Below are 26,026 nucleotides of genomic sequence, written 5' to 3' on the forward strand. Positions count from 1 at the left end.
GGATGACCGCTCGCCTGCTGTATGTAATGGACCCGATGTGCTCCTGGTGCTGGGGTTTCGCACCCGTGGCCGAGGCCCTGATACGGCAGGCGCGCGAGGCCGGCGTGGACACCCACCTGGTGCCCGGCGGCCTGCGCTCGGGCAGCAGTGCGCTGGATGCCTCCACCCGGCGCTACATTCTTGAACACTGGCAGGCGGTCAACCAGGCCACCGGCCAGCCGTTCCAGCTCGAGGGCGCGATGCCCGAAGGCTTTGTCTACGACACCGAACCTGCCTGCCGCGCGCTGGTGGCTGCACGCAGCCTCGACCCGCAGCGGGCCTGGACGCTGCTGGGGATGATCCAGCAGGCGTTCTACCAGCGCAGCGAAGACGTGACCCTGCCGGTCAAGCTGGTGGAGCTGGCCGAGCAGGCCGGTTTCGACCGCGCCGCCTTCGCCGAGGCCTTCAGCAGCGGCGACACCCGCAGCGCCACCGCCGCCGACTTCACCTGGGTGCAGGACCTGGGCATCGCGGGCTTCCCGACCCTGCTCGCCGAGCGCAATGGCCAACTGGCCCTGCTGACCAACGGCTACCAGGCCCTGGGGGCGCTGCAGCCGCTGCTGGGGCGCTGGCTGGAGCATGCGGTCAATGCTTGACCTGCCTGGCTCCCCCGACCCGGTGCCCGGGCCGACGCCGGCACCTGTCGATCGCTTGAGCTGGGCCGAGATCCGGCGCCTGGCGCAACACCACAAGAAAGCCCTGTGGACTGCCAACGGCGTGGCCGTGCTGGCGGCCCTGTGCAGTGTGCCGATTCCGCTGCTGCTGCCGTTGCTGGTCGACGAAGTGCTGCTGGGGCACGGCGATGCGGCGCTCAAGTGGATGAACAACCTGCTGCCCGTCAGCTGGCAGGTGGCGGCCGGCTACATCGGCCTGATGCTGGTCTTCACCCTGACGCTGCGCTGTGCGGCACTGGCCTTCAACGTGGTGCAGGCCAAGCTGTTCGCCGGGCTGGCCAAGGACATCGTCTACCGGCTGCGCATCCGCCTGATCGAGCGGCTCAAGCGCATCTCGCTGAGCGAGTACGAGAGCCTGGGCAGCGGTACGGTGACCACGCACCTGGTCACCGATCTGGACACCGTGGACAAGTTCGTCGGTGAAACCCTCAGCCGCTTTCTGGTGGCCATGCTCACGCTGGCCGGCACCTCGGCGATCCTGTTGTGGATGCACTGGCAGCTGGCGCTGTTGATCCTGCTGTTCAACCCGCTGGTGATCTTTGCCACGGTGCAGTTGGGCAAGCGGGTCAAGCACCTGAAGAAACTCGAGAACGACAGCACCTCGCGCTTCACCCAGGCACTGACCGAAACCCTGGATGCGATCCAGGAAATCCGTGCCGGCAACCGCCAGGGCTACTTTCTCGGGCGCCTGGGCATGCGTGCCCAGGAGGTGCGCAACTATGCGGTGTCCTCGCAATGGAAGAGCGATGCCAGCAGCCGCGCCAGTGGCTTGCTGTTCCAGTTCGGCATCGACATCTTTCGCGCCGCGGCCATGCTCACGGTGCTGTTTTCCGACCTCAGCATCGGCCAGATGCTGGCGGTGTTCAGCTACCTGTGGTTCATGATCGGCCCGGTGGAGCAGTTGCTCAACCTGCAGTACGCCTACTACGCGGCAGGTGGTGCGCTGAGCCGGATCAACGAGCTGCTGGCGCGCAGCGACGAGCCGCAGTATCCCGGCGGCATCGACCCTTTCGCGGGGCAGACCACCGTGGGCATCGAGGTGCGCGGGCTGCGTTTCGGCTATGGCGAGGAGCCGGTGCTGGACCAGTTGAACCTGTCCATCGCACCCGGCGAGAAGGTGGCCATCGTCGGCGCCAGCGGCGGCGGCAAGAGCACCCTGGTGCAGCTGTTGCTGGGCCTGTACAGCGCCCAGGCCGGCAGCATCCGCTTCGGCGGTTCGACCTTGCAGGAGATCGGCCTGGAAACCCTGCGCGAGCAGGTGGCGGTGGTGTTGCAGCACCCGTCGCTGTTCAACGACACCGTGCGCGCCAACCTGACCATGGGCCGCGAGAGTACCGATGAGGCCTGCTGGCAGGCGCTGCGCATTGCCCAGCTCGACGCCACCATCGCCGCGCTGCCGCAGGGCCTGGACAGTGTGGTGGGACGTTCGGGCGTGCGTCTGTCCGGCGGGCAGCGCCAGCGTCTGGCGATAGCGCGCATGGTGCTGGCCGAGCCCAAGGTCGTCATTCTCGATGAGGCCACCTCGGCACTGGACGCGGCCACCGAGTACAACCTGCACCAGGCGCTGAGCCGCTTCCTCAGCGCCCGTACCACCCTGATCATCGCTCACCGCCTGTCGGCAGTGAAGCAGGCCGACCGCGTGCTGGTGTTCGACGGCGGGCATGTCGCCGAGGATGGCGGTCACCAGCAGCTGATCGCCGAGGGCGGGTTGTACGCCAAGCTCTATGGGCATTTGCAACAGAGCTGAGGGCCTTCTACTGTACAACTGTTGTACAGGTGAAAAAGGGCCTGATGGCAGGTGGCAAATGGCCTAGGCTGTGTCTGTGCAGGATGAGACTCATCGGGCTGCGCATTGCTGCAAGGGACCTCATGAAGCAGAAACGGACTCTCGAAGCGCCCAGGTTGTTGGGCATCATCTGGCCTTTTGTGGCGGTCGTACTGTTCCAGGCCTTGCTGGGGGGCATCAGCCTCTATGCCTTGTCGGCCGTGCGCGGTTATGTGGCGGGCGAGAGCCTGTGGTCCAAGGGGCAGAAGGACGCCATCTACTTCCTGAGCCTGTATACCGACAGCCGCGACGAGGCGGCCTACCAGAAGTACCGGCAGGCCATCGCCATCCCCCAGGGTGGGCACCAGCTGCGCACCGCGCTGGACGCCAAGCCCCTGGACCTGGCCGCTGCGCGCCAGGGCATTCTCAGGGGCGGCAACCACCCGGATGACATCGACAGCGTCATCTGGCTCTACCTGAATTTCCGTCATGTCAGCTACATGGAACGCGCCATCGAACGCTGGTCGGTGGGAGACGATTACCTGCAGCAGCTGGATGCGCTGGCCAACCGGATCCACCAGGGTATCGTCACCGGGAATGTCACTGCGCAGCGGGTTGCAGCCTGGAAGGGTGAGATCGCCGCGATCAACGAGGCGGTAACCCCCGCCGCCATGGCGTTCAGCGATGCCCTGGGCGAAGGATCGCGCATGCTGTTGCGCCTGCTGCTGGTGGTCAACCTGGCCACGGCACTGTTTCTGATTGCGCTGGCCTGCCTGCGCACGCACAAGCTGCTGGCGCAGCGTCAGGCCTTTGCCAGTGCCCTGCAGGTGGAGAAGGATCGGGCGCAGATCACCTTGCAGTCGATTGGCGATGGGGTGATCACCACCGATGTCGAGGGCTGTATCGCCTACATGAACCCTGCCGCCGAGCAGTTGACCCACTGGAGCGCCGGACAGGCCCAGGGCCTGCCGCTGGCGGCGCTGTTCAGCCTGTTGGACGACAACGCCGAAAAAGACAGCCTGTCCCTTACCGAGCGCATTCTGAGCGGTACCCTCAAGGGCGGCAGCGAGCACGCCAAGCTGATCCAGCGGCTGGACGGCAGCACGGTGTCGGTGGCCCTGGTGGGCTCGCCGATCATCAGTGACGGTCAGGTCAGTGGCATCGTGCTGGTGCTGCACGACATGACCCAGGAGCGCCAGTACATCGCCAACCTGTCGTGGCAGGCTACCCATGATGCCCTCACCGGGCTGGCCAACCGGCGCGAATTCGAATACCGGCTGGAGCTGGCGCTGGGCGACCTGGGCCGCCAGGCGGCGCGCCACACCCTGCTGTTTCTGGACCTGGATCAGTTCAAGCTGGTCAACGACACCTGTGGCCATGCGGCGGGCGACGAATTGCTGCGTCACATTTGCGCGGTGCTGCAGGCGGGCGTTCGCGAGGGCGATACCCTGGCGCGCCTGGGCGGCGACGAGTTCGGTATCCTGCTCGAGAACTGCCTGCCCGAGCAGGCCGAGCGCATTGCCGAGAATCTGCGCCAGACCGTGCAGAGCCTGCACTTCGTGTGGAAGGGGCGCCCGTTCATGACCACCGTGAGCGTGGGGCTGGTCCACCTGCAACTGGCACCCCATACGCTGGAGGCCTCGCTGCGTGCGGCCGACATGGCGTGCTACATGGCCAAGGAGAAGGGGCGCAACCGGGTGCAGGTGTACCACCCCGACGACACCGAGCTGTCCATGCGCTTTGGCGAGATGGCCTGGATCCAGCGCCTGCACATCGCCCTGGAGGAAGACCGCTTCTGCCTGTATGCCCAGGAAATCGCACCACTGGCGGCCGGTGAGTCGGATGCCGGTCATCTGGAAATACTGCTGCGCCTGCATGATGAGAGCGGGCGCATCATCCTGCCCGACAGCTTCATCCCGGCCGCCGAACGCTATGGGCTCATGACGGCCCTGGATCGCTGGGTGGTGAACAGAGTGTTCAAGGTGATTCGCCAGGCGCTGGACGAGGGGCGAAAGGGACCATTGGCAATGTGCGCCATCAACCTGTCGGGCAGCAGCATCGGCGATGACAAGTTTCTGGATTATCTGCAGCGCCAGTTCGTCGAGTACGCCATACCGCCTGAAATGATCTGTTTCGAGATCACCGAAACCAGTGCGATTGCCAACCTGGGCAGCGCCATCCGTTTCATCAACGAATTGAAAGGGCTGGGTTGCCACTTTTCGCTGGACGACTTCTGCGCCGGGATGTCGTCGTTTGCCTACCTCAAACACCTGCCCGTGGACTTCCTGAAAATCGACGGGAGTTTCGTCAAGGACATGCTTGACGATCCGATTAACCGGGCTATGGTCGAAGTGATCAACCATATTGGCCACGTCATGGGCAAGCGCACCATTGCCGAGTTTGTCGAGACGCCCCTGATCGAACAGGCGCTGCATGAAATTGGTGTCGATTACGCCCAGGGCTACCTGATCGAGCGGCCGCAGGTGTTCACCTGTGAAAGCTTGCAACGCCGGCGTATCCGTTCGCGACCCTTGCTGTTCAGGACGCCGGGGACGTTTCGCTGAGCGTTCACTTCAAATCACAAGGATGTAGGGATATGACAGTGATTGATGCATTTGAGCGAGTGGGTCCATTGATGGACGCGCAAAGTTACCCACGCTGGGCTCAGAAACTGATCGAGGATTGCAGTGCGAGCAAGCAGCGGGTGGTAGAGCATGAAATCTATCACCGCCTGCGCGACGGCAAGCTGAGCCAGCGCACCCTGCGCCAGTATCTGATCGGCGGCTGGCCGGTAGTCGAACAGTTTTCGGTGTACATGGCGCAGAACCTGGCCAAGACCAGTTTTGCCCGCCACCCGGGGGAAGACATGGCGCGTCGCTGGCTGATGCGCAATATCCGTGTCGAGCTCAACCATGCCGACTACTGGGTGCACTGGGCCCAGGCGCACGGGGTCAGCCTGGACGATCTGAACGAGCAGAACGTGCCGACCGAGTTGCAGGCGCTGAGTGACTGGTGCTGGCATACCTGTGCGGCCGATTCGCTGATCGTGGCCATGGCCGCGACCAACTATGCGATCGAAGGCGCGGTGGGGGAATGGTCGGCGCTGGTGTGTTCGACGGATACCTACGCCAACGGCTTTCCCGAAAGCGGGCGCAAGCGCGCCATGAAATGGCTGAGGATGCACGCGCAGTATGACGACGAGCACCCTTGGGAGGCGTTGGAGATCATCTGCACGCTGGCGGGCAACAACCCACCACAGGCGCTGCAGACCCAGCTGCGTCGTGCGATCTGCAAGAGCTACGACTACATGTACCTGTTTCTGGAGCGCTGTCTGCAGCTGGAGCAGTCCCCACAGGCCGAGCCGGGCTCCACTGCCCGGTCGCGCTCGGCCCTGGTCGGCGCCTGAGGGCTACTGTGCGTTGAGCGCCTGGCCGTTGATGCCCTTGCTGTCCGGGCCCATCAGGTAGAGGTAGACCGGCATGATCTGCTCGGGCAGCGGGTTGTTCTCCGGTGCCTCGGCAGGGTAGGCCTGGGCGCGCATGCTGGTGCGTGTGGCGCCCGGGTTGACGCTGTTGGCGCGCACGGGGGCAACGTTCTCCAGCTCGTCGGCGAGGGTCTGCATCAGGCCTTCGGTGGCGAATTTCGATACGCCATAGGCACCCCAGTAGGCCCGGCCCTTGCGCCCGACGCTGCTGGAGGTGAACACCACCGAGGCATCCTCAGACAGCTTGAGTAGCGGCAGCAGGGTGCTGGTGAGCATGAACATGGCGTTGACGTTGATGTGCATGACGCGCATGAAGTTCTCGCCCGACAACTGCTCCAGCGGGGTACGCGGGCCGATGATGGAGGCGTTGTGCAGCAGCCCGTCGAGACGACCGAATTCGTTTTCCACCATCACTGCCAGCTCATCGTACTGATGGGGCAGGGCGGTTTCGAGGTTGAAGGGCACGACCACCGGTGCCGGATGGCCGGCTGCGGTGATCTGGTCGTGCACCTCGTTGAGGTTGGCTTCGGTCTTGCCCAGCAGCAGTACCGTGGCGCCATGGGCGGCGTAGGCCTTGGCAGCAGCGGCGCCGATGCCGCGACCGGCGCCGGTGACCAGGATGACCCGGCCGTTGAGTAGGCCGGGGCGGGCGGTGTAGTCGAACATGGGATTCCCTCGAGATCGTGGTGAGGCATTCGCCGGCACGGCCGGCTCCTACAAATCGATGCGGTGTTGCAGGAGCCGGCCGTGCCGGCGAAGCTTTTGGCGGGTGTCGGCGATCAGCAGCCGCACAGGGCGCTGTCGAGCACCTTGCGCAGGTCCAGCGGATGATCGACCACCACGTCCGCGCCCCAGTTGTTGGGGTTGTCCTCTGGATGAATATAGCCGTAGCGCACCGCTGCGGTGCGGGTACCGGCGTCGCGGCCCGACTCGATGTCGCGCAGGTCGTCACCCACGAACAGCACGCTGGCCGGGTCCAGGTTCAGGGTCTTGCAGGCCAGGATCAGCGGCTCGGGGTCGGGCTTGCTGTTCTTCACGTGATCCGGACAGATCAGCAGCGACGAACGCTCGGCCAGGCCCAGCTGCTGCATGATCGGCTCGGCGAAGCATACCGGCTTGTTGGTGACCACGCCCCACAGCAGGTTGCCTTTTTCGATGTCGGCCAGCAGCTCGGCCATGCCGTCGAACAGCTTGCTGTGCACCGCGCAATCCTTCTGGTAGCGCTCGAGGAATTCCAGGCGCAGCGCCTCGAACTCGGGGGCTTCGGGGCTCATCGCGAACGCGGCGGCGACCATGGCTCGGGCGCCACCGGAAATCACCTCGCGAATCCGTTCGTCGTCGATTGCCGGCAGGCTGCGGTCGGCCAGCATGGCCTGGCAGATGGCGATGAAATCCGGCGCCGTGTCGAGCAGGGTGCCGTCCATGTCGAAAAGTACTGCTCGCAAACGCATGCTCATTCCTCGCGCAGGGTCTGGATCATGTAGTTGACGTCGACGTCGCTGGCCAGTTTGTAGTGCTTGGTCAGCGGGTTGTAGGTCAGGCCGATGATGTCCTTGACGCTCAGGCCCGCTTCGCGGCTCCAGGCGCCCAGTTCGGACGGTCGGATGAATTTCTTGAAGTCATGGGTGCCGCGCGGCAGCAGCTTCATGATGTATTCCGCACCGATGATGGCGAACAGGTAGGCCTTGGGGTTGCGGTTGATGGTGGAGAAGAATACCTGGCCGCCGGGCTTGACCATGCGGTAGCAGGCGCGGATCACCGAGGAGGGGTCGGGTACGTGCTCGAGCATCTCCAGGCAGGTGACCACGTCGAACTGCTCGGGCATTTCCTCGGCCAGGGCTTCGGCGGTGATCTGCCGGTATTCCACCTCGACGCCGGACTCCAGCTGGTGCAGGCGGGCGACGGCCAGCGGCGCTTCACCCATGTCGATGCCGGTGACGGTGGCACCCCGCAGGGCCATGGCCTCGCTGAGAATGCCGCCGCCGCAACCGACGTCGAGCACTTTCTTGCCGGCCAGCTTGACCCGCTCGTCGACCCAGTTGACCCGTAGCGGATTGATGTCGTGCAGTGGCTTGAATTCGCTCTCGCGGTCCCACCAGCGGTGGGCCAGGGCTTCGAATTTGGCGATTTCGGCGTGGTCGACGTTGCTCATGGAACGGTCCTCAGAAACTTTGATAATTCGCTACAGGTCGGCAGCCGTGGCTGCCGACGGGTTATTCGTGCTGGCCGCCGATACGCTGGCCCCAGCCACAGGCGCTGGCATGCAGGGCCTGTTCGTCGAGCCGGGTGAGGCGGCGCTCATCGAGCAGTTGCCGGCCGGCCACCCAGACATGTCTTGCGCAGTCCCGCCCGCTGGCATACACCAGTTGCGAGACCGGGTCGTAGATCGGCTGCTGGGCCAGGCCCGACAGGTCGAATGCCACCAGGTCGGCAGCCTTGCCCAGCTCCAGCGAGCCGGTTACGGCCTCCAGGCCCAGCGCGCGGGCGCCGTTGAGGGTTGCCATGCGCAATGCGCGATGGGCATCCAGGGCGCTGGCCGAACCTGACACGGCCTTGGCCAGCAGGGCCGAGGTACGGGTTTCGCCCAGCAGGTCGAGGTCGTTGTTGCTGGCGGCGCCATCGGTGCCGATGGCTACGTTGACGCCAGCCTGCCACAGGCGTTCCACCGGGCAGAAGCCGCTGGCCAGCTTGAGGTTGGATTCAGGGCAGTGCACCACGCTGGTGTTGCTTTCTACCAGCAGGGCCAGGTCGTCGTCGCTGACCTGGGTCATGTGCACGGCCTGCAGGCGCGGGCCCAACAGGCCGATGCGTGCCAGGCGCGCCAATGGCCGCTCGCCGCACTGGTCGATGGACTGCTGCACCTCGAAGGCGGTCTCGTGCAGGTGCATGTGCACCGGCGCGTCCAGCTCTTCGGCGATCACCCGGACCTTTTCCAGGTTGGCGTCGCTGACCGTGTACGGTGCGTGCGGGCCCAGGGCCACGGTGATGCGCGGATGGTGGCGCAGGTCGCCGAACAGCTCCACGCCCAGGTGCAGGCCTTCGTCGAAGGTGCGGGCGCCGGGAATCGGGAAGTCCAGCAACGGCACTGCGATCTGCGCGCGCATGCCGCTGTCGTGCACGCATTCGCTGGCGATCTTGGGGAAGAAGTACATGTCCGAGAAGCAGGTGATGCCACCCTTGAGCTGTTCGGCAATGGCCAGGTTGGTGCCGTCACGCACGAAGGCTTCATCGACCCAGCGGGCTTCGGCGGGCCAGATGTGCTCCTGCAGCCAGGTCATCAGCGGCAGGTCGTCGGCCAGGCCGCGAAACAGCGTCATCGCGGCGTGGCCGTGGGTGTTGATCAGGCCGGGGGCGAGCAGGCAGCCGGGCAGCTCGCGCACCTCGGTGGCCTGCAGGCGCAAGGCGTCTTCGCGCGGGCCGATGAAGGCGATCAGGCCGTCGCGGATACCGATGCCGTGGCCCTTGAGTACCACCCCGGCCGGTTCGACGGGCACCAGCCACGAGGGCAGGAGCAACAGGTCGAGGGGAGGGGCAGGCTTGGGCATGTGCGAAAATCCCGGTATCGCGGAAGGTGGGGGCGAAGTATACCCGAGCGTCCGCGGCTGGGGCTCGTTATAATCGTGCGCTTTTGATGTCCGAATGACGGGGTGAGGCATGCGCGATCGACTGTTGGCTGCGGAGAAGGTGACGGCCATCGATTGGCGGGATGGTGCCCTGTATCTGCTCGACCAGCGTGCGCTGCCGTTCGAGCAGCGCTGGCTGGCGTATAACGACGCCGTCGGGGTGGCCGAGGCCATCCGCACCATGGTGGTGCGCGGCGCCCCGGCCATCGGCATCAGTGCGGCCTATGGCCTGGTGCTGGCGCTGCGCCAGCGCCTGGCGGATGGCGATGACTGGGAAATGGCTCTGGAAGAGGACTTCGAGCTGCTGGGCGAAGCCCGTCCCACAGCCGTCAACCTGTTCTGGGCACTGAACCGCATGCGCGAGCGGCTGTTGCGGATCAAGGCCGGGGATGACGTGCTGGCGATCATGCTGGCCGAAGCCGAGGCCATCCACGAAAGCGACCGTGAAGCCAACCTGACCATGGCCCAACTGGGCGCCGAGCTGATTCGCAGGCACCAGGGCAGCGAGCAGGCCATCCTCACCCACTGCAATGCCGGCGCGCTGGCCACGGGCGGGTTCGGCACTGCGCTGGGGGTGATTCGCGCCGCGTACCTGGAAGGCATGGTGGAGCGGGTGTATGTGGCCGAGACCCGGCCCTGGCTGCAAGGGTCGCGGCTGACCGCCTGGGAGCTTGCCGGCGAAGGGGTGCCGGTGACCATCGGCGTCGATTCCGCCGCCGCGCACCTGATGAAGACCAAGGGCATCACCTGGGTGATCGTCGGCGCCGACCGCATCACTGCCAATGGCGACGTGGTCAGCAAGATCGGCACCTACCAGCTGGCGGTCAATGCCATGCACCATGGGGTTCGCTTCATGGTGGTGGCGCCCAGTTCGAGCATCGACCTCAATCTGGCCAGTGGCGAGGAGGTGATGCTCGAGGAGCGGGATGCCAGCGAGCTGCTGGAGGTGGGCGGCGAACGGGTCGGGGCCGGGGTAGAGGCCTTCAACCCGGTGTTCGATGTGACGCCGGCAGACCTGATCGACGTGATCGTGACCGAAAAGGGCATCGTCGAGCGTCCGGACACGGCCAAAATGGCGCAGTTGATGTGCCGCAAGCGGTTGCATTGAGGTCCGCGCCGCGCCCTTTGCCGGCAAGCCGGCCTCAGATCGGGCGGCGGTTTGCCATACTCCCAAGCCTATCGGGACTGTGGTAACATCCGACGGTTTCCAAGACCGCCTCCCGAGGCGGTCTTTACTGCGCAGATCCATGGCATAACTCGTTGATTTGTCGTAAGTCGCTGCCGGTCATATGCTTGCAGCGGCGAGCTTCGTTCGTCCCATATGGATGTGACGAGGTTTCACCAGAAAAAGGAATCAGGCTTCTCATGGGCGAACTGGCCAAAGAAATCCTACCGGTCAATATCGAAGACGAACTGAGACAGTCCTACCTCGACTACGCGATGAGCGTCATTGTCGGGCGTGCACTGCCCGATGCGCGTGATGGCTTGAAGCCCGTGCATCGCCGCGTTCTGTTTGCGATGAGTGAACTGGGTAACGACTGGAACAAACCGTACAAGAAATCCGCCCGTGTGGTCGGTGACGTGATCGGTAAGTATCACCCCCACGGTGATACCGCGGTCTACGACACCATCGTCCGTATGGCCCAGCCGTTCTCGCTGCGCTACCTGCTAGTGGACGGCCAGGGCAACTTCGGTTCGGTGGACGGCGACAATGCCGCGGCCATGCGATACACCGAAGTGCGCATGACCAAGCTGGCGCACGAGCTGCTGGCAGACCTGCACAAGGAAACCGTCGACTGGGTGCCCAACTACGACGGCACCGAGCAGATTCCGGCGGTCATGCCGACCAAGATCCCGAACCTGCTGGTCAACGGCTCCAGCGGTATCGCCGTGGGCATGGCGACCAACATTCCGCCGCACAACCTCGGTGAAGTCATCGACGGTTGCCTGGCGCTGATCGACAACGCCGACATCACGGTCGATGAGCTGATGCAGTTCATCCCGGGGCCGGACTTCCCGACTGCCGCGATCATCAACGGTCGCCAGGGCATCATCGAGGCCTACCGCACCGGTCGCGGGCGCATCTACATGCGTGCCCGCTCGACGGTCGAGGACATCGACAAGGTCGGTGGCCGCCAGCAGATCGTGATCACCGAGCTGCCGTACCAGCTGAACAAGGCGCGGCTGATCGAGAAGATCGCCGAGCTGGTCAAGGAAAAGAAACTCGAGGGCATCACCGAGCTGCGCGACGAGTCCGACAAGGACGGCATGCGCATCGTCATCGAGCTGCGCCGTGGCGAAGTGCCGGAGGTGATCCTCAACAACCTCTATGCCCAGACCCAGCTGCAGGCCGTGTTCGGCATCAACATCGTGGCGCTGATCGACGGCCGTCCGCGGGTGCTGAACCTCAAGGACCTGCTCGAGGCGTTCGTGCGTCACCGCCGCGAGGTGGTCACCCGCCGTACCGTGTTCGAGCTGCGCAAGGCCCGTGAACGCGGTCATATCCTCGAGGGCCAGGCGGTCGCACTGTCCAACATCGACCCGGTCATCGCCCTGATCAAGGCTTCGCCGACGCCGTCCGAGGCCAAGGAAGCGCTGATCGGCACGCCGTGGGAGTCCAGTGCCGTGCAGGTGATGGTCGAGCGCGCCGGCGCCGATTCCTGCCGCCCGGAAACCCTCGACGAGCAGTACGGCCTGCGTGATGGCAAGTACTACCTTTCGCCCGAACAGGCCCAGGCCATTCTGGACCTGCGCCTGCACCGCCTGACCGGCCTGGAGCACGAGAAGCTGCTGGCCGAGTACCAGGAGATTCTCAAGCAGATCGGCGAGCTGATTCGCATCCTGAACAACGCCGAGCGCTTGATGGAAGTGATCCGCGAAGAGCTGGAGCTGATCCGCGCCGAGTATGGCGACGTGCGCCGCACCGAGATTCTCGATGCACGCCTGGACCTGACCCTGGGTGACATGATCCCGGAAGAAGACCGCGTGGTGACCATCTCCCACGGCGGCTACGCCAAGACCCAGCCGCTGGCGGCCTACCAGGCCCAGCGCCGTGGCGGCAAGGGCAAGTCGGCCACCGGCGTCAAGGACGAGGACTACATCTCCCACCTGCTGGTCGCCAACAGCCACACCACGCTGCTGCTGTTCTCCAGCAAGGGCAAGGTGTACTGGCTCAAGACCTACGAAATCCCCGAGGCGTCGCGTGCCGCACGTGGCCGTCCGCTGGTGAACCTGCTGCCGCTGGGCGAGGGCGAGGTCATCACCACCATGCTGCCGGTGGAGGAATACACCGAAGGCCACTTCATCTTCATGGCCACCGCCAACGGCACCGTGAAGAAGACCCCGCTGGAGCAGTTCAGTCGTCAGCGCAGTGTCGGCCTGATCGCGCTGGAGCTGGACGAAGGCGACATCCTGATTTCCGCCTCCATCACCGATGGTGAGCGCGAGGTCATGCTGTTCTCCGATGCCGGCAAGGTCACCCGCTTCAAGGAGTCCGACGTGCGTGCCATGGGGCGTACCGCCCGCGGTGTGCGCGGCATGCGCCTGGCCGAGGGGCAGAAGCTGATTTCGATGATCATCCCCGAAGAAGGCAGCCAGATCCTCACCGCTTCCGAGCGTGGTTTCGGCAAGCGTACCGCCATCGCCGAGTTCCCCGAGTACAAGCGTGGTGGCCAGGGCGTCATCGCCATGGTCAGCAACGATCGCAACGGCCGTCTGGTCGGTGCGGTACAGGTGCAGGAAGGCGAGGAGATCATGCTGATTTCCGACCAGGGCACCCTGGTGCGTACCCGTGTCGGCGAAGTCTCCAGCCTGGGCCGCAATACCCAGGGCGTGACGCTCATCAAGCTGGCCAGCGACGAGACCCTGGTGGGTCTGGAGCGAGTGCAGGAGCCGTCCGACGAGGAAGACGACGAAGACTTCGTAGCGGATGCCGAGGCTGACGTGGACGCCGGCGAAGGGTCGTCACTGGACGCTGCAGCTGACGAAGAGACGCCGCAGGAATAAATTGTAGTAGCGCAACCTATGGGAGCGGCTGTGGGGGCGGGCAGGCCCGCCACTGCGGTGTCTGCTCCCACAGACATCAAGAGCAGAGCGAGAGTGGATGTGAGCAAACGAGCCTTTAACTTCTGCGCAGGCCCTGCTGCGCTTCCTGAAGCTGTGCTGCAGCGTGCCCAGGCAGAAATGCTGAACTGGCGCGGCAAAGGCCTGTCGGTCATGGAGATGAGCCACCGTAGCGACGACTACGTGGCCATTGCCGAGAAGGCCGAGCAGGACCTGCGCGACCTGATGTCCATTCCCTCCAACTACAAGGTGCTGTTCCTGCAGGGCGGCGCCAGCCAGCAGTTTGCCGAGATCCCGTTGAACCTGCTGCCCGAGGGCGGTACGGCCGACTACATCGAGACCGGCATCTGGTCGAAAAAGGCGATCGAGGAAGCGCGTCGCTACGGCAACATCAATGTCGCCGCCAGCGCCAAGCCTTACGATTACCTGGCCATCCCGGGTCAGAACGAGTGGAGCCTGACCAAGGACGCCGCCTACCTGCATTACGCCTCGAACGAGACCATCGGTGGTCTGGAGTTCGACTGGGTGCCGCAGACCGGTGACGTGCCGCTGGTGGTGGACATGTCCTCGGACATCCTCTCGCGTCCGGTCGACGTGTCGCAGTTCGGTCTGATCTACGCCGGTGCGCAGAAGAACATCGGCCCCAGCGGCCTGGTGGTGGTGATCGTGCGTGAAGACCTGCTGGGCCGTGCCCGCAGCAGCTGCCCGACCATGCTCGACTACAAGGTCGCGGCCGACAACGGCTCGATGTACAACACCCCGGCAACCTATTCCTGGTACCTCTCGGGCCTGGTGTTCGAGTGGCTCAAGGAGCAGGGCGGTGTCGCTGCCATGGAGCAGCGCAACCGCGCCAAGAAGGACCGCCTGTACGGCTTCATCGACAAGAGCGACTTCTATACCAACCCGATCAGCAGCAATGCCCGTTCCTGGATGAACGTGCCGTTCCGCCTGGCCGACGAGCGCCTGGACAAGGCGTTCCTGGCGGGCGCCGACGAGCGTGGCCTGCTCAACCTCAAGGGTCACCGTTCGGTGGGCGGCATGCGTGCCTCGATCTACAACGCCCTGGGCCTGGATGCCGTGGAGGCACTGGTGGCCTACATGGGTGAATTCGAGAAGGAACACGCCTGATGTCCGAACAGGAACTCAAGGCCCTGCGCGTGCGCATCGACAGCCTCGACGAGAAGATCCTCGAGTTGATCAGCGACCGTGCGCGCTGCGCCCAGGAAGTCGCCCGGGTCAAGACTGCGACCCTGGCAGAAGGCGAGGTGCCGGTGTTCTACCGGCCCGAGCGCGAGGCGCAGGTGCTCAAGCGCGTGATGGAGCGCAACAAGGGCCCGCTGGGCAACGAGGAAATGGCCCGGCTGTTCCGTGAAATCATGTCGTCGTGCCTGGCGCTGGAGCAACCGCTCAAGGTCGCCTACCTGGGGCCTGAGGGCACCTTTACCCAGGCCGCAGCCATGAAGCACTTCGGCCATGCCGTGATCAGCAAGCCGATGGCGGCCATCGACGAGGTATTCCGCGAAGTGGTCGCCGGCGCGGTCAATTTCGGCGTGGTGCCTGTGGAAAACTCCACCGAAGGTGCGGTCAACCACACCCTGGACAGCTTCCTCGAGCACGACATGGTGATCTGCGGCGAAGTCGAGCTGCGCATTCACCACCACCTGCTGGTGGGCGAGAATACCAAGACCGACAGCATCAGCCGTATCTACTCCCACGCCCAGTCGCTGGCCCAGTGCCGCAAGTGGCTGGATGCTCATTATCCGAACGTCGAGCGGGTGGCGGTATCGAGCAATGCCGAAGCTGCCAAGCGGGTCAAGGGCGAGTGGAATTCGGCGGCGATCGCCGGTGACATGGCGGCCGGCCTGTACGGTCTGACACGCCTGGCGGAGAAAATCGAAGACCGTCCGGACAATGCCACGCGCTTCCTGATGATCGGCAACCAGGAAGTGCCACCGACCGGTGATGACAAGACCTCGATCATCGTTTCGATGAGCAACAAGCCGGGTGCGCTGCACGAACTGCTGGTACCGTTCCACGAGAACGGCATCGACCTGACCCGCATCGAGACCCGTCCGTCGCGCAGCGGCAAGTGGACCTACGTGTTCTTCATCGACTTCGTCGGCCACCATCGTGACCCGTTGATCAAGGCGGTGCTGGAGCAGATCAGCCAGGAGGCGGTGGCCCTGAAGGTACTGGGCTCGTATCCGAAGGCGGTGCTCTGAGGTATGCCAATGCGTGATGTTCTGAACAGGGTCCTGCTCCGTGGTTGAAGTCGTAAAGCAAGGCGGGCCCGTCATTGGCCGGCTGGTGGTGGTGGGCCTGGGCCTGATTGGCGGCTCGTTCGCCAAGGGCCTGCGCGAAAGTGGCCTGTGCCGCGAGGTGGTCGGTGTCGACCTGGACCCGCAGTCGCGCAAGCTGGCGGTCGAGCTGGGTGTGGTCGACCGTTGTGAAGAGGACCTGGCTGCGGCCTGTGTCGGGGCTGACGTGATCCAGCTGGCGGTGCCGATCCTGGCCATGGAAAAGCTCCTGGCGCGCCTGGCGCAGCTGGACCTGGGTGCGGCGGTGCTGACTGATGTGGGCAGCGCCAAGGGCAACGTGGTGCGTGCTGCGCGCGAAGCCTTTGCCGAGAAACTGCCGCGTTTCGTACCTGGCCATCCGATCGCGGGCTCCGAGCAGAGTGGGGTGGAGGCCTCCAATGCCGCCCTGTTCCGTCGTCACAAGGTGATTCTCACGCCGCTGGCAGAAACCGACCCGGCCGCCCTGGCGCTGGTCGATCGCCTGTGGCGTGCGCTGGATGCCGATGTCGAGCACATGCAGGTGGAGCGCCACGACGAAGTGCTGGCGGCAACCAGTCATCTGCCGCATCTGCTGGCTTTCGGCCTGGTCGATTCGCTGGCCAAGCGCAATGAAAACCTCGATATCTTCCGTTACGCTGCCGGTGGGTTCCGCGATTTCACAAGAATCGCCGGAAGCGACCCGGTCATGTGGCATGACATCTTCCTCGCCAATCGCGAGGCTGTCCTGCGCACACTGGATACATTTCGCAGCGACCTCGACGCCTTGCGCGACGCGGTCGATGCAGGGGATGGGCACCAGCTGCTGGGCGTTTTCACCCGCGCCCGGGTTGCCCGCGAGCATTTCAGTAAAATCCTGGCCCGTCGGGCCTATGTGGACGCTATGAACTCCAACGACCTGATTTTCCTGGCACAACCTGGTGGCCGCCTGTCCGGCCGTATTCGCGTACCAGGCGACAAATCGATTTCCCACCGCTCGATCATGCTCGGCTCCCTGGCCGAAGGCACCACCGAGGTGGAAGGCTTCCTCGAGGGTGAGGATGCGCTGGCGACCCTGCAGGCGTTCCGCGACATGGGCGTGGTCATCGAAGGCCCGCACCATGGTCGCGTGACCATTCACGGGGTGGGGCTCAATGGCCTCAAGCCGCCGCCTGGCCCGATCTACCTGGGCAACTCGGGTACCTCGATGCGCCTGCTGTCCGGCCTGCTGGCCGCGCAGCCGTTCGACACCGTGCTGACCGGCGATGCTTCGCTGTCCAAGCGCCCGATGAACCGTGTGGCCAACCCGCTGCGCGAAATGGGTGCGGTCATCGAGACCGCCGCCGAGGGCCGCCCGCCGATGACCATCCGCGGTGGCCATACGCTCAAGGCGCTGGATTACAAACTGCCGATGGCCAGTGCCCAGGTCAAATCCTGCCTGTTGCTGGCCGGCCTGTATGCCCAGGGCAAGACTACCGTCACCGAGCCTGCGCCTACCCGTGACCATACCGAGCGCATGCTGCGCGGTTTTGGCTACAGCGTGAGCGTCGATGGCCCTACCGCCTCGCTGGAGTCCGGTGGCAAGCTGACCGCCACCCACATCGAGGTGCCGGCCGATATCTCCTCGGCGGCCTTCTTCCTGGTCGCGGCCTCGATTGCCGAGGGTTCGGAGCTGGTACTGGAGCACGTCGGCATCAACCCGACCCGCACTGGTGTCATCGACATTCTGCAGCTGATGGGCGGCGATATCACCCTGGAAAACCAGCGTGAAGTCGGCGGCGAGCCGGTGGCCGACCTGCGAGTGCGCGGCGCCAGGCTCAAGGGTATCGAGATTCCGGAGCACCTGGTGCCCCTGGCGATCGACGAGTTCCCGGTGCTGTTCGTGGCTGCGGCCTGTGCCGAAGGGCGTACCGTGCTGCGCGGCGCCGAAGAGCTGCGGGTGAAGGAGTCGGATCGCATCCAGGTCATGGCCGACGGCCTGCTGGCGCTGGGCGTGAAGTGCGAACCTACCCCGGACGGCATCATCATCGACGGCGGCAGCATCGGTGGTGGCGAAGTGCATGGGCATGGCGATCACCGTATCTCCATGGCCTTCAGCGTCGCCTCGCTGCGCGCTTGCGCGCCGATTCGCATCCATGACTGTGCCAACGTCGCCACCTCGTTCCCCAACTTCCTCGCGCTGTGTGCCGAAGTCGGCATCCGCGTAGCTGAAGAGGGCAAGTCGTGAACGCGCTGGCACCGGTCATCACCATCGACGGGCCTAGCGGTTCTGGCAAGGGTACCGTTGCCGGCATGCTGGCCCGCGAGCTGGGCTGGAAGCTGCTGGATTCCGGGGCTCTGTACCGCCTCCTGGCATTCGCCGCCGGCAACCACGGTGTCGACCTGACCAATGAAGAACTGCTGGTCAAGCTGGCCGCCCATCTGGACGTGCAATTCATCGCCGCCGAGCCGGGCAAGTTGCAGCAGATCATCCTCGAGGGGGATGATGTGAGCAATGTGATCCGTACCGAAACCGTGGGCGCTGGCGCATCGATGGTGGCATCGCTGCCGGCGGTGCGTGATGCGCTGCTGCAGCGCCAGCGGGCGTTTCAGGAGTCTCCCGGCCTGATCGCCGATGGGCGCGACATGGGGACGGTGGTGTTTCCAGACGCGCCCTTGAAGATTTTCCTCACGGCCAGCGCCGAGGAGCGGGCGCGTCGTCGTTACTTGCAGTTGAAGGGCAAGGGCGATGATGTTAGTCTGTCGAGTCTGCTAGATGAGATACGTGCGCGTGATGAGCGCGACACCCAGCGCGCAGTGGCCCCGCTCAAGCCGGCGGCCGATGCAATCCAGCTGGATTCCACGGAATTGTCCATCGAACAGGTGTTGCAACGCATCAGAAGCGAGATCGCACTTCGCGATATCGCCTGATACAGGGCGGCATGCAGGGGCACCAGTCAACGTCCTGCAGGCTTTCCCTTTATATGAACGAAACCCACATTGTCTGGAATGTGGCTGATGGGCGTATGTCTCGCCCTAATCTACAGGAATTAAAATGAGCGAAAGCTTTGCAGAACTCTTTGAAGAAAGCCTGAAAACCCTCAACCTTCAACCAGGTGCGATCATCACCGGTATCGTTGTCGATATCGACGGTGACTGGGTTACTGTCCACGCCGGTCTGAAGTCCGAGGGCGTCATCCCGCTCGAGCAGTTCTACAACGAAGCTGGCGAGCTGACCATCAAGGTCGGTGACGAAGTTCACGTTGCGCTGGACGCGGTCGAAGACGGCTTTGGCGAAACCAAGCTGTCCCGTGAAAAAGCCAAGCGCGCCGAGTGCTGGATTGTTCTGGAAGCAGCTTTCGCCGCCGAAGAAGTGGTCAAGGGCGTTATCAACGGTAAGGTTAAAGGCGGCTTCACTGTCGACGTTAACGGTATCCGTGCGTTCCTGCCGGGCTCCCTGGTTGATGTCCGCCCAGTGCGCGACACCACCCACCTCGAAGGCAAAGAGCTGGAATTCAAGGTCATCAAGCTGGACCAGAAGCGCAACAACGTTGTCGTTTCCCGTCGCAGTGTCCTGGAAGCCGAAAACAGCGCCGAGCGCGAAGCTCTGCTGGAATCGCTGCAGGAAGGCCAGCAAGTCAAAGGTATCGTCAAGAACCTCACCGACTACGGCGCATTCGTTGACCTGGGCGGCGTTGATGGCCTGCTGCACATCACCGACATGGCCTGGAAGCGTATCAAGCACCCGTCGGAAATCGTCAACGTTGGCGACGAGATCGACGTCAAGGTACTGAAGTACGATCGTGAGCGTAACCGCGTTTCGCTGGGCCTGAAGCAACTGGGCGAAGACCCATGGGTTGCTATCAAGGCACGTTACCCAGAAAGCACCCGCGTCATGGCGCGCGTCACCAACCTGACCGACTACGGCTGCTTCGCAGAGCTGGAAGAAGGCGTGGAAGGCCTGGTACACGTTTCCGAAATGGACTGGACCAACAAGAACATCCACCCTTCGAAAGTCGTACAAGTCGGCGACGAAGTGGAAGTCATGGTTCTGGACATCGACGAAGAGCGTCGTCGTATCTCCCTGGGCATCAAGCAGTGCAAGTCGAACCCATGGGAAGACTTCTCTGGCCAGTTCAACAAGGGCGACAAGATCTCCGGCACCATCAAGTCGATCACCGATTTCGGTATCTTCATTGGTCTGGACGGCGGCATCGACGGTCTGGTTCACCTGTCCGACATCTCCTGGAACGAAGTGGGCGAAGAAGCCGTACGTCGCTTCAAGAAGGGCGACGAGCTGGACACCGTCATCCTGTCGGTTGACCCAGAGCGCGAGCGTATCTCCCTGGGTATCAAGCAGCTGGAAGACGATCCGTTCTCCAACTACGTTGCTGTCAACGACAAAGGCGCTATCGTAAAAGGTATCGTTAAAGAAGTTGACGCCAAGGGCGCTATCATCACCCTGGCCGACGATATCGAAGCCACTCTGAAAGCTTCCGAAATCAGCCGTGACCGCGTTGAAGACGCGCGTAACGTCCTGAAGGAAGGCGAAGAAGTTGAAGCCAAGATCATCAGCGTTGACCGCAAGAGCCGCGTAATCAACCTCTCCATCAAGTCGAAAGACGATGCTGAAGAGAAAGAAGCAATCCAGAGCCTGAAAGCCGCTCCGGAAGCTGCCGCCGATACCACCATGGCTGCACTGCTGCGCGAAGCAATGGCCAAACAGAACTGAGTTCTGCTTGATCATTAAAAAGGGCGACTTCGGTCGCCCTTTTTTGTGCCTGCGATTCATGTCTGTTTGCCGATGAGTCTGCAGGGGGTCCCATGCCTTCCTGTGTTCCGCCAGGGCGGATTCGTCCACGTCAGGGCGAAGTAAATGCGCCAATCCCTTGCCCCGCCTCACCTGCGGGCAGCGGCACTCAGTTGTCACCCTTGTGCGCAAATCTTGAAAATTTTATTAAGTCAAGAACCACCCTGTTCAAATCAGCTAGGGCGTGCTACAAACAGAGTAAGCAATGATCTAGCTGCTTGATAAAGAAGGGAAAAATATGACGAAGTCGGAGCTGATCGAACGTATTGTCACCCATCAAGGGCTGCTTTCATCGAAGGATGTGGAGCTGGCCATCAAGACCATGCTTGAGCAGATGTCCCAGTGCCTGGCTACAGGGGATCGAATCGAGATCCGCGGCTTTGGCAGCTTCTCGCTGCATTACCGGGCGCCGCGCCTGGGTCGTAACCCGAAGACGGGGCAGTCGGTGAGTCTGGACGGCAAGTTCGTGCCGCATTTCAAGCCCGGTAAAGAGTTGCGTGATCGGGTCAACGATGAGGAGGAGGGCGCATGATGGCCGCTGAGCAAGGAGCAAGTCATGCGTAACCTCAAGCGTGTAGTGCTGGCGCTGGTGGTGCTGGCCGTTGCGGCGGTGGTGCTGCTGTTTGTGCTGGAGAACCAGCAGTCGGTGGAATTGGTGCTGTTTGGGTGGGCTGCGCCGGCGTTGCCCGTTGCGGTGATTGTGCTGGTTGCGCTATTGATGGGGCTCGCTGTAGGCCCACTGTTGGGAATGTACATTGCCCTGCGCGTCAAAGGCCGTGTTCGCCGCTCCAGTGTCTGAGGTCAGCCCGATTTCAGCTAGCGGAGTAATGGAGAGCACTAAAAATAGGGCTTTTCCTACAACTGTCCCCTCAGATTCTGGCAACGTGCCCGCACGATTCTGTGGAGTAATAGCGCTCCATAAACACGCATGGAACGGGCTCGTATGGTTTTTCCCGCTATTACACACCGCGGCGCCACCCAAGGCGTAACCGGCTCCTGTCACCAGCTTCATCTTAATGTTGCCCACAGCCTGCTGATCCATTGCGACCTGTTTCAGGGTGACAAGCCGAGCCCTGCCGCCAGCCTTGAAGTCGACTTCCCGGTCGAGGGCATCGAGGCCCTGTTGATCAGCCATGTTCACATCGACCATGTAGGGTGTATTCCCTAACTGCTCGCCCCGGGTTTCAATGGCCCGATCATCTGCAGCCAGCCTTCTGCCAGGCAGTTGCCGCTGGTGTTGGAAGATACTTTCAAACTCGGCGTTACCCTTGACCAGAACACGGTAGACCACTACCTCAAGCACGTAGAGGAAGCCATCATTGCCGTGGCTTACGACCAATGGCATGCGCTCATCAGTTCCCCGGAGCTGCTCTGCAATATCTGCCTTCAGCGTGCGGGGCATGTGCAGGGGGCTGCTTGCATCGAGTGTGATATCGACACACCGTTGTTGCATCCGCCTAAATCGCCAGAGCGCGCCGACATCCTGGTGCTGGAAATTACCTACGGCGACCGCCTGCATGAAGACCACACTCACCGCCAGCAACGGCTCGAGCAGGCAACAGATCAGGCCTTGGCTGACCATGGCACCTTCCTCATTCCGGCATTCAGTGCCGGCCGTACCCAAGAACTGCTCTACGAAATCGAAGACATCCTCCATCGCAAGGCGCTACTGCCTGCCGAGCCTTGCACGGGCGAGCGGTAGCGCCGTAAGGGCTGTACATCGACTGGCCACATGCCCATCACCTTGACTCGCCGCTGGCCAGCCGATTCACCCAGGCCTACCGTGAACTCAACGACTTCTGGAACGATAAGGCCGAACAACGCCATAGCAAGGGGCGAAAACCTACGCGCTTCAGGCAACTGATCACCTTCGACAGCCATGTTCAGCACCAGAAAACCGTCAACTACCTGGCGAGCACCGGCAGGCCTGCTATCGTCATTGCAGGCAACGGTATTTGCTCAGGCGGGCGAATCAACAACTACCTCAAGGCCATACTCGGCGTCCCGCGGTATCAAGTGCTATTCGTGGGCTATCAGGCTGGGGGCGCTCCGGGCGCGAACATTCAGGCCAGCGAGGGCGTCGAAGGCTTTGCGATGATTGACCTTGATGGAGAGATGTACGAAATCAATTCGGCCCACGCCGACCAAAAAGGCCTAGTGGATTTCGTCACCGGAATACAACAGTGGCCTGAAAGGGTGCTGTTGGTTCACGGAGAGAAGGGGGCCAAGGCCGCATTGGCGTGCCATTACGAGCAAAGAAAGGCACTTTCGGTGGAAATACCCGCATAAAGTCCCAAGGTGACTAGCGTTACTGCTAGATATTATCATTAATGATATGCAGTTCTTTTGACGATCGGCAGCCAGTTGAAATGAACTTCACTTCATCTGGCGAGTCGTATTTATCTATATTTTTCTGACATGGAACAGTTGTAAATAGCGCGCAAAATAGCGGGGCCTTACTGTGGTACCAGGAGATAAAACCGAGCGCTAAGGTCAGAAACAAGCAAGGTAAAAGGCAGTTCTACAAGTCATGGCTTATTGCCATATTCCTGTCATTTTCAGCTCGCGAGTACCCTAAACGTTTTAGGAGTTGATATCACAACTCATTTACAATGTGGATCCAGGAAAAAAGAATAAATGGCCCAAGACTGCGAACGCTTGATCGCATCCGATGACATCGACCTAATTGAGCTGATCAAAGGCTTATGGCAGCAGAAAATGCTGATTATGGTCACGACCGCCGTGATTTTTCTGTCAGCCCTTGCCTATGCGCTTCTGGCAAGGCCTGCTTATGAGGCCAAGGTATTCGTCCAGCCCCCGACGCAGAATGACATCGCACACTTCAACTATGGGCGCGGCCCCGACACCGGGCTAGACACGCTTACGGTCAAGGATATCTACGATGTCTACGTGAAGCACCTGCAGTCCGAGTCGCTGCGCCGTAGCTTTTTCCAGACCGCCTACCTTCCTACGCTCACAGAGCAGGAGCGCAAAAGTTCTCAGGACCTCTTGTACAGTGATTTCAACAAGCTGCTGGTTGTGGCGGTCGCCGCCAAGGACACTCCGACGCGCTTTGCCATTACCGCGAACGTTTACAGCCCGCAGCAGGCTGCCGAATGGGTGACGAAGTATGCCCAGTTGGCAGGAGAGCGCGCCAAGCAGGAAGTGCTCAAGAACATCAAAAGCGATGCCACGGTGAAGGCCAACAACCTGCAGCGGCAAATCCTGACCGCGCAGGAAACCTCGCGCAAGCAACGCGAAGATGACATCGTGCAATTGAAAGAGGCGCTTCTGGTTGCAAAGTCCATTGGCCTGGAAAAGCCGCCGATCATTTTCGGTAACCTCTCTACTGAAGTATCTTCGGGTATGGAAGGTTCGCTGACCTACATGCGTGGCAGCAAGGCACTGGAGGCAGAAATTGAAAACCTGCAGAAGCGCCAGTCCGATGACCCGTTTATTCAGAATCTTCGCCAGCAACAGGCTGCCTTGACGTTTTATCGCAACCTGAGCATCGACCCTGCGTTGGTTGCGGCTTACCGGCAGGACGGTGTGGTAGAGCTGCCAGACAAGCCGGTAAAACCCAAGAAGCTACTGATTGTGCTGCTCGGCCTGGTTGCAGGTGTTGTGGTGGGTGTGGGGTTGGCCTTGATGCGCCACTTGTTCCGGCAAGCGCTCAGGCAGAGGCCCTCCTCATTGGCGGGAACCTGAACGAGAGTCGTTAGCGTTACTGGGTTTCAAGGGTGGTCCGCTTTTACAGAAGCTGTCACAATGCCGCCTTGCGTCGTCTGACGACAGGGAGTGTTCGAGAATCGTAGTCGGCAGCGATGACGATGGACGTTTTATGCCTGTCTTGGGCGAGTCAGTTCAACTCAATCAGACAGGCATTTGGCGTGAACAGTATTACCCGCGTACCTTCCGTTGTCGTCGATGATGAAATTGACCTTTTTGCAATGATGCAGTCCATCTGGAAGCAAAAAAAGCTGATTGCGGCTACGGCGTTGGTCATGGGTGCCATTGCTGGCGCATATGCGTTTTTGGCCACACCTGAATATGAAGTGAGCACGCTGCTGCGCCCTGCAGCCCTCAATGACCTGGATGCCTTGAACCGTACCGAGGTCTATTCCCTGCCGCCTGGCAAGGCCTTGGTGCGAGTAGGTGCAGCGCTGGACTCCTACGACACGCGCCTCAGCTACTTTCGCGCCAACCCCAAACTGTTTGACGCGTTTGGCAGGCCAGGGCAGTCGCCCGAGCAGGTGTTTGACGAGTTCAACCGCGACTCACTCAAGCTGGTACAGCCAGCCCCCCAAAAGGCCGACCTGCTGAGCGCCTATATCGGCTTGGAGATGCGCTACCCCAAAGGGGTAGAGGGTGATGAAATTCTCAATGGGTTTGTTCAATACGCCATTGAAAATGAACGTAAACAGATCGCTGACGACCTGAAGGTCATCATCAGTAACCGCTTGAGCGAAGTGGACACCAAGCTGAACGCCGCCCGTGCTGCCTATTATGCCGCGAAAGAAGGCAAGATTGCGACCTTGCTGGAGGCCGATAACCTCAAGCGTGCGCAGCTGCAGGACGAGCTCAAGGCGCTGCGCGTGCAGCTAAAAGTACGCCGTGAAGACCGCATCGCCCAATTGGATGAAGCCATCAGTATTGCGCGTTCGCTCGGCCTGAAAAAGCCGTCAACGCCATCGTCCATGGCCAGTGAAGGTGAGTTGGGCAGCAATATCATTCGAACCGAAGTCAACAACCAGCAAATCCCCCTGTACTTCATGGGCACCGACGCCCTCGAAGCAGAGCGTAAAGCTTTGCGTCAACGTACGTCTGACGATTTTGCCGACCCGCGGGTAGCGCAAATTCGCAAGGAACTCTTGTTGTTGAACACAAACCGCGAGGTTGAGGTGCTCAACCAGCGGACAAATGAAGAAGTGTTTTTGAGTGATATCGCGCCACTTAAAGCTGAGCGTGTGCGCTTGTCGAGTATCAGCACCGATATGCGTGGATTGAGTCTGGTTTATGTTGACCGGCTCGCAGTCGAGCCAGCCGATCCAGTCAAGCCCAAGAAAGCTCTGATCATTGCATTGGGGATGGTAGTGGGTTGCTTGCTAGGCGTTTTGATGGCTGTCCTCCGCCATTTGTTGGTGGTTCGCCATATGCACCTACTCCGTTCCAGCCCTGCAGCATTGTCTCAAATGACCGGGGCTGCCATCCAGCCAGATAGCCCGTTGCGATAATGCGCCGCATGGTTGAATTATTAGGAGTATGAGCGGCATCTTAGCGTGGTGATTTCAGATCAGACGCACCGGTTTGGTGGTAT

General features: G+C 62.0%; 22 protein-coding genes and 1 pseudogene. 19 read left to right on the forward strand and 4 right to left on the reverse strand.

Going from position 1 to position 26,026, the window contains the following annotated elements:
• Positions 1-2: 2 nt before the first annotated feature.
• From ACPRTJ_RS17435 to ACPRTJ_RS17450, 4 genes are all read left to right on the forward strand, one after another.
• A complete protein-coding gene (locus ACPRTJ_RS17435; RefSeq protein ID WP_043862668.1) occupies positions 3-635 on the forward strand; it encodes a DsbA family protein in 633 nt (210 codons plus the stop codon).
• The gene (locus ACPRTJ_RS17440) at positions 628-2,460 is read left to right on the forward strand and encodes an ABC transporter ATP-binding protein (RefSeq protein ID WP_426427143.1); all 1,833 of its coding nucleotides are present in this window, start codon (positions 628-630) and stop codon (positions 2,458-2,460) included. The genes ACPRTJ_RS17435 and ACPRTJ_RS17440 overlap by 8 nt, the downstream gene beginning before the upstream one ends.
• A 122-nt stretch (positions 2,461-2,582) precedes the next feature.
• Positions 2,583-5,042: an EAL domain-containing protein gene (locus ACPRTJ_RS17445; RefSeq protein WP_043862670.1), complete on the forward strand. Its 2,460-nt coding sequence runs from the start codon at positions 2,583-2,585 to the stop codon at positions 5,040-5,042.
• Between the two features lie 38 nt (positions 5,043-5,080).
• Positions 5,081-5,884: a TenA family transcriptional regulator gene (locus ACPRTJ_RS17450; RefSeq protein WP_123752888.1), complete on the forward strand. Its 804-nt coding sequence runs from the start codon at positions 5,081-5,083 to the stop codon at positions 5,882-5,884.
• A 3-nt stretch (positions 5,885-5,887) separates the two neighbouring features.
• Here the strand turns inward: ACPRTJ_RS17450 and ACPRTJ_RS17455 are convergent, their stop codons facing one another.
• The 4 genes from ACPRTJ_RS17455 to ACPRTJ_RS17470 all read right to left on the reverse strand — a co-directional run bounded on the left by ACPRTJ_RS17455 (position 5,888) and on the right by ACPRTJ_RS17470 (position 9,507).
• Entirely contained in the window at positions 5,888-6,628 is a 741-nt protein-coding gene (locus ACPRTJ_RS17455; protein ID WP_054915860.1) for a YciK family oxidoreductase, read from the reverse strand.
• Between the two features lie 113 nt (positions 6,629-6,741).
• On the reverse strand, positions 6,742-7,413 hold the full coding sequence (mupP, locus tag ACPRTJ_RS17460; protein ID WP_426427144.1) for an N-acetylmuramic acid 6-phosphate phosphatase MupP: 672 nt from the start codon (positions 7,411-7,413) through the stop codon (positions 6,742-6,744).
• Between the two features lie 2 nt (positions 7,414-7,415).
• A complete protein-coding gene (ubiG, locus tag ACPRTJ_RS17465; RefSeq protein ID WP_043862673.1) occupies positions 7,416-8,114 on the reverse strand; it encodes a bifunctional 2-polyprenyl-6-hydroxyphenol methylase/3-demethylubiquinol 3-O-methyltransferase UbiG in 699 nt (232 codons plus the stop codon).
• A gap of 61 nt (positions 8,115-8,175) precedes the next feature.
• Entirely contained in the window at positions 8,176-9,507 is a 1,332-nt protein-coding gene (locus ACPRTJ_RS17470; protein WP_426427145.1) for a TRZ/ATZ family hydrolase, read from the reverse strand.
• 109 nt (positions 9,508-9,616) lie between these two features.
• Between ACPRTJ_RS17470 and mtnA the strand changes: the two genes are divergently transcribed.
• The 15 genes and pseudogenes from mtnA to ACPRTJ_RS17545 all read left to right on the forward strand — a co-directional run bounded on the left by mtnA (position 9,617) and on the right by ACPRTJ_RS17545 (position 25,943).
• Entirely contained in the window at positions 9,617-10,693 is a 1,077-nt protein-coding gene (gene mtnA / locus ACPRTJ_RS17475) for an S-methyl-5-thioribose-1-phosphate isomerase (protein WP_210014290.1), read from the forward strand.
• 257 nt (positions 10,694-10,950) lie between these two features.
• Complete coding sequence (gene gyrA / locus ACPRTJ_RS17480) at positions 10,951-13,590, forward strand: DNA gyrase subunit A (RefSeq protein ID WP_043862676.1); 2,640 nt, start codon at positions 10,951-10,953, stop codon at positions 13,588-13,590.
• A gap of 99 nt (positions 13,591-13,689) precedes the next feature.
• Positions 13,690-14,775, forward strand: a complete 1,086-nt coding sequence (gene serC / locus ACPRTJ_RS17485; protein ID WP_415377563.1) for a 3-phosphoserine/phosphohydroxythreonine transaminase — start codon at positions 13,690-13,692, stop codon at positions 14,773-14,775.
• The gene (pheA, locus tag ACPRTJ_RS17490; RefSeq protein ID WP_043862677.1) at positions 14,775-15,869 is read left to right on the forward strand and encodes a prephenate dehydratase; all 1,095 of its coding nucleotides are present in this window, start codon (positions 14,775-14,777) and stop codon (positions 15,867-15,869) included. Before serC ends, pheA begins: the two co-directional genes overlap by 1 nt.
• Before the next feature lie 40 nt (positions 15,870-15,909).
• Complete coding sequence (locus tag ACPRTJ_RS17495; protein WP_043862678.1) at positions 15,910-18,147, forward strand: bifunctional prephenate dehydrogenase/3-phosphoshikimate 1-carboxyvinyltransferase; 2,238 nt, start codon at positions 15,910-15,912, stop codon at positions 18,145-18,147.
• Between the two features lie 65 nt (positions 18,148-18,212).
• The gene (gene cmk, locus ACPRTJ_RS17500) at positions 18,213-18,830 is read left to right on the forward strand and encodes a (d)CMP kinase (RefSeq protein WP_231390748.1); all 618 of its coding nucleotides are present in this window, start codon (positions 18,213-18,215) and stop codon (positions 18,828-18,830) included.
• Positions 18,831-18,954: 124 nt separating this feature from the next.
• On the forward strand, positions 18,955-20,631 hold the full coding sequence (rpsA, locus tag ACPRTJ_RS17505; protein ID WP_043862680.1) for a 30S ribosomal protein S1: 1,677 nt from the start codon (positions 18,955-18,957) through the stop codon (positions 20,629-20,631).
• A 316-nt stretch (positions 20,632-20,947) separates the two neighbouring features.
• Positions 20,948-21,241, forward strand: coding sequence for an integration host factor subunit beta (gene ihfB, locus ACPRTJ_RS17510; RefSeq protein ID WP_043862681.1), 294 nt, complete (start codon positions 20,948-20,950; stop codon positions 21,239-21,241).
• A gap of 24 nt (positions 21,242-21,265) precedes the next feature.
• A complete protein-coding gene (locus tag ACPRTJ_RS17515; protein WP_426427146.1) occupies positions 21,266-21,508 on the forward strand; it encodes a lipopolysaccharide assembly protein LapA domain-containing protein in 243 nt (80 codons plus the stop codon).
• Between the two features lie 144 nt (positions 21,509-21,652).
• On the forward strand, positions 21,653-21,877 hold the full coding sequence (locus ACPRTJ_RS17520) for a hypothetical protein (RefSeq protein ID WP_338053197.1): 225 nt from the start codon (positions 21,653-21,655) through the stop codon (positions 21,875-21,877).
• Between the two features lie 66 nt (positions 21,878-21,943).
• A complete protein-coding gene (locus tag ACPRTJ_RS17525; protein WP_338053196.1) occupies positions 21,944-22,411 on the forward strand; it encodes a hypothetical protein in 468 nt (155 codons plus the stop codon).
• A gap of 53 nt (positions 22,412-22,464) precedes the next feature.
• A pseudogene (locus ACPRTJ_RS17530) lies at positions 22,465-22,713 on the forward strand (MBL fold metallo-hydrolase); the annotation flags it as partial.
• Between the two features lie 21 nt (positions 22,714-22,734).
• Entirely contained in the window at positions 22,735-22,998 is a 264-nt protein-coding gene (locus ACPRTJ_RS17535; protein WP_229590026.1) for an MBL fold metallo-hydrolase RNA specificity domain-containing protein, read from the forward strand.
• A gap of 348 nt (positions 22,999-23,346) precedes the next feature.
• Positions 23,347-24,417, forward strand: a complete 1,071-nt coding sequence (locus ACPRTJ_RS17540) for an LPS O-antigen chain length determinant protein WzzB (RefSeq protein ID WP_100634474.1) — start codon at positions 23,347-23,349, stop codon at positions 24,415-24,417.
• A 182-nt stretch (positions 24,418-24,599) separates the two neighbouring features.
• A complete protein-coding gene (locus ACPRTJ_RS17545) occupies positions 24,600-25,943 on the forward strand; it encodes a Wzz/FepE/Etk N-terminal domain-containing protein (RefSeq protein ID WP_229590027.1) in 1,344 nt (447 codons plus the stop codon).
• The last annotated feature ends 83 nt before the right edge of the window (positions 25,944-26,026 follow it).

The sequence above is a fragment of the Pseudomonas palmensis genome (assembly GCF_049942755.1).
GTDB lineage: Bacteria > Pseudomonadota > Gammaproteobacteria > Pseudomonadales > Pseudomonadaceae > Aquipseudomonas > Aquipseudomonas palmensis.

Coding starts and splice junctions, on each gene's coding strand:
- ACPRTJ_RS17435 (WP_043862668.1), top strand. CDS start 3: ATGACCGCTCGCCTGCTGTATGTAATGGACCCGATGTGCTCCTGGTGC.
- ACPRTJ_RS17440 (WP_426427143.1), top strand. CDS start 628: ATGCTTGACCTGCCTGGCTCCCCCGACCCGGTGCCCGGGCCGACGCCG.
- ACPRTJ_RS17445 (WP_043862670.1), top strand. CDS start 2,583: ATGAAGCAGAAACGGACTCTCGAAGCGCCCAGGTTGTTGGGCATCATC.
- ACPRTJ_RS17455 (WP_054915860.1), bottom strand. CDS start 6,628: ATGTTCGACTACACCGCCCGCCCCGGCCTACTCAACGGCCGGGTCATC.
- mupP (WP_426427144.1), bottom strand. CDS start 7,413: ATGCGTTTGCGAGCAGTACTTTTCGACATGGACGGCACCCTGCTCGAC.
- ubiG (WP_043862673.1), bottom strand. CDS start 8,114: ATGAGCAACGTCGACCACGCCGAAATCGCCAAATTCGAAGCCCTGGCC.
- ACPRTJ_RS17470 (WP_426427145.1), bottom strand. CDS start 9,507: ATGCCCAAGCCTGCCCCTCCCCTCGACCTGTTGCTCCTGCCCTCGTGG.
- mtnA (WP_210014290.1), top strand. CDS start 9,617: ATGCGCGATCGACTGTTGGCTGCGGAGAAGGTGACGGCCATCGATTGG.
- gyrA (WP_043862676.1), top strand. CDS start 10,951: ATGGGCGAACTGGCCAAAGAAATCCTACCGGTCAATATCGAAGACGAA.
- pheA (WP_043862677.1), top strand. CDS start 14,775: ATGTCCGAACAGGAACTCAAGGCCCTGCGCGTGCGCATCGACAGCCTC.
- cmk (WP_231390748.1), top strand. CDS start 18,213: ATGCTGGCCCGCGAGCTGGGCTGGAAGCTGCTGGATTCCGGGGCTCTG.
- rpsA (WP_043862680.1), top strand. CDS start 18,955: ATGAGCGAAAGCTTTGCAGAACTCTTTGAAGAAAGCCTGAAAACCCTC.
- ihfB (WP_043862681.1), top strand. CDS start 20,948: ATGACGAAGTCGGAGCTGATCGAACGTATTGTCACCCATCAAGGGCTG.
- ACPRTJ_RS17515 (WP_426427146.1), top strand. CDS start 21,266: ATGCGTAACCTCAAGCGTGTAGTGCTGGCGCTGGTGGTGCTGGCCGTT.
- ACPRTJ_RS17520 (WP_338053197.1), top strand. CDS start 21,653: ATGGTTTTTCCCGCTATTACACACCGCGGCGCCACCCAAGGCGTAACC.
- ACPRTJ_RS17540 (WP_100634474.1), top strand. CDS start 23,347: ATGGCCCAAGACTGCGAACGCTTGATCGCATCCGATGACATCGACCTA.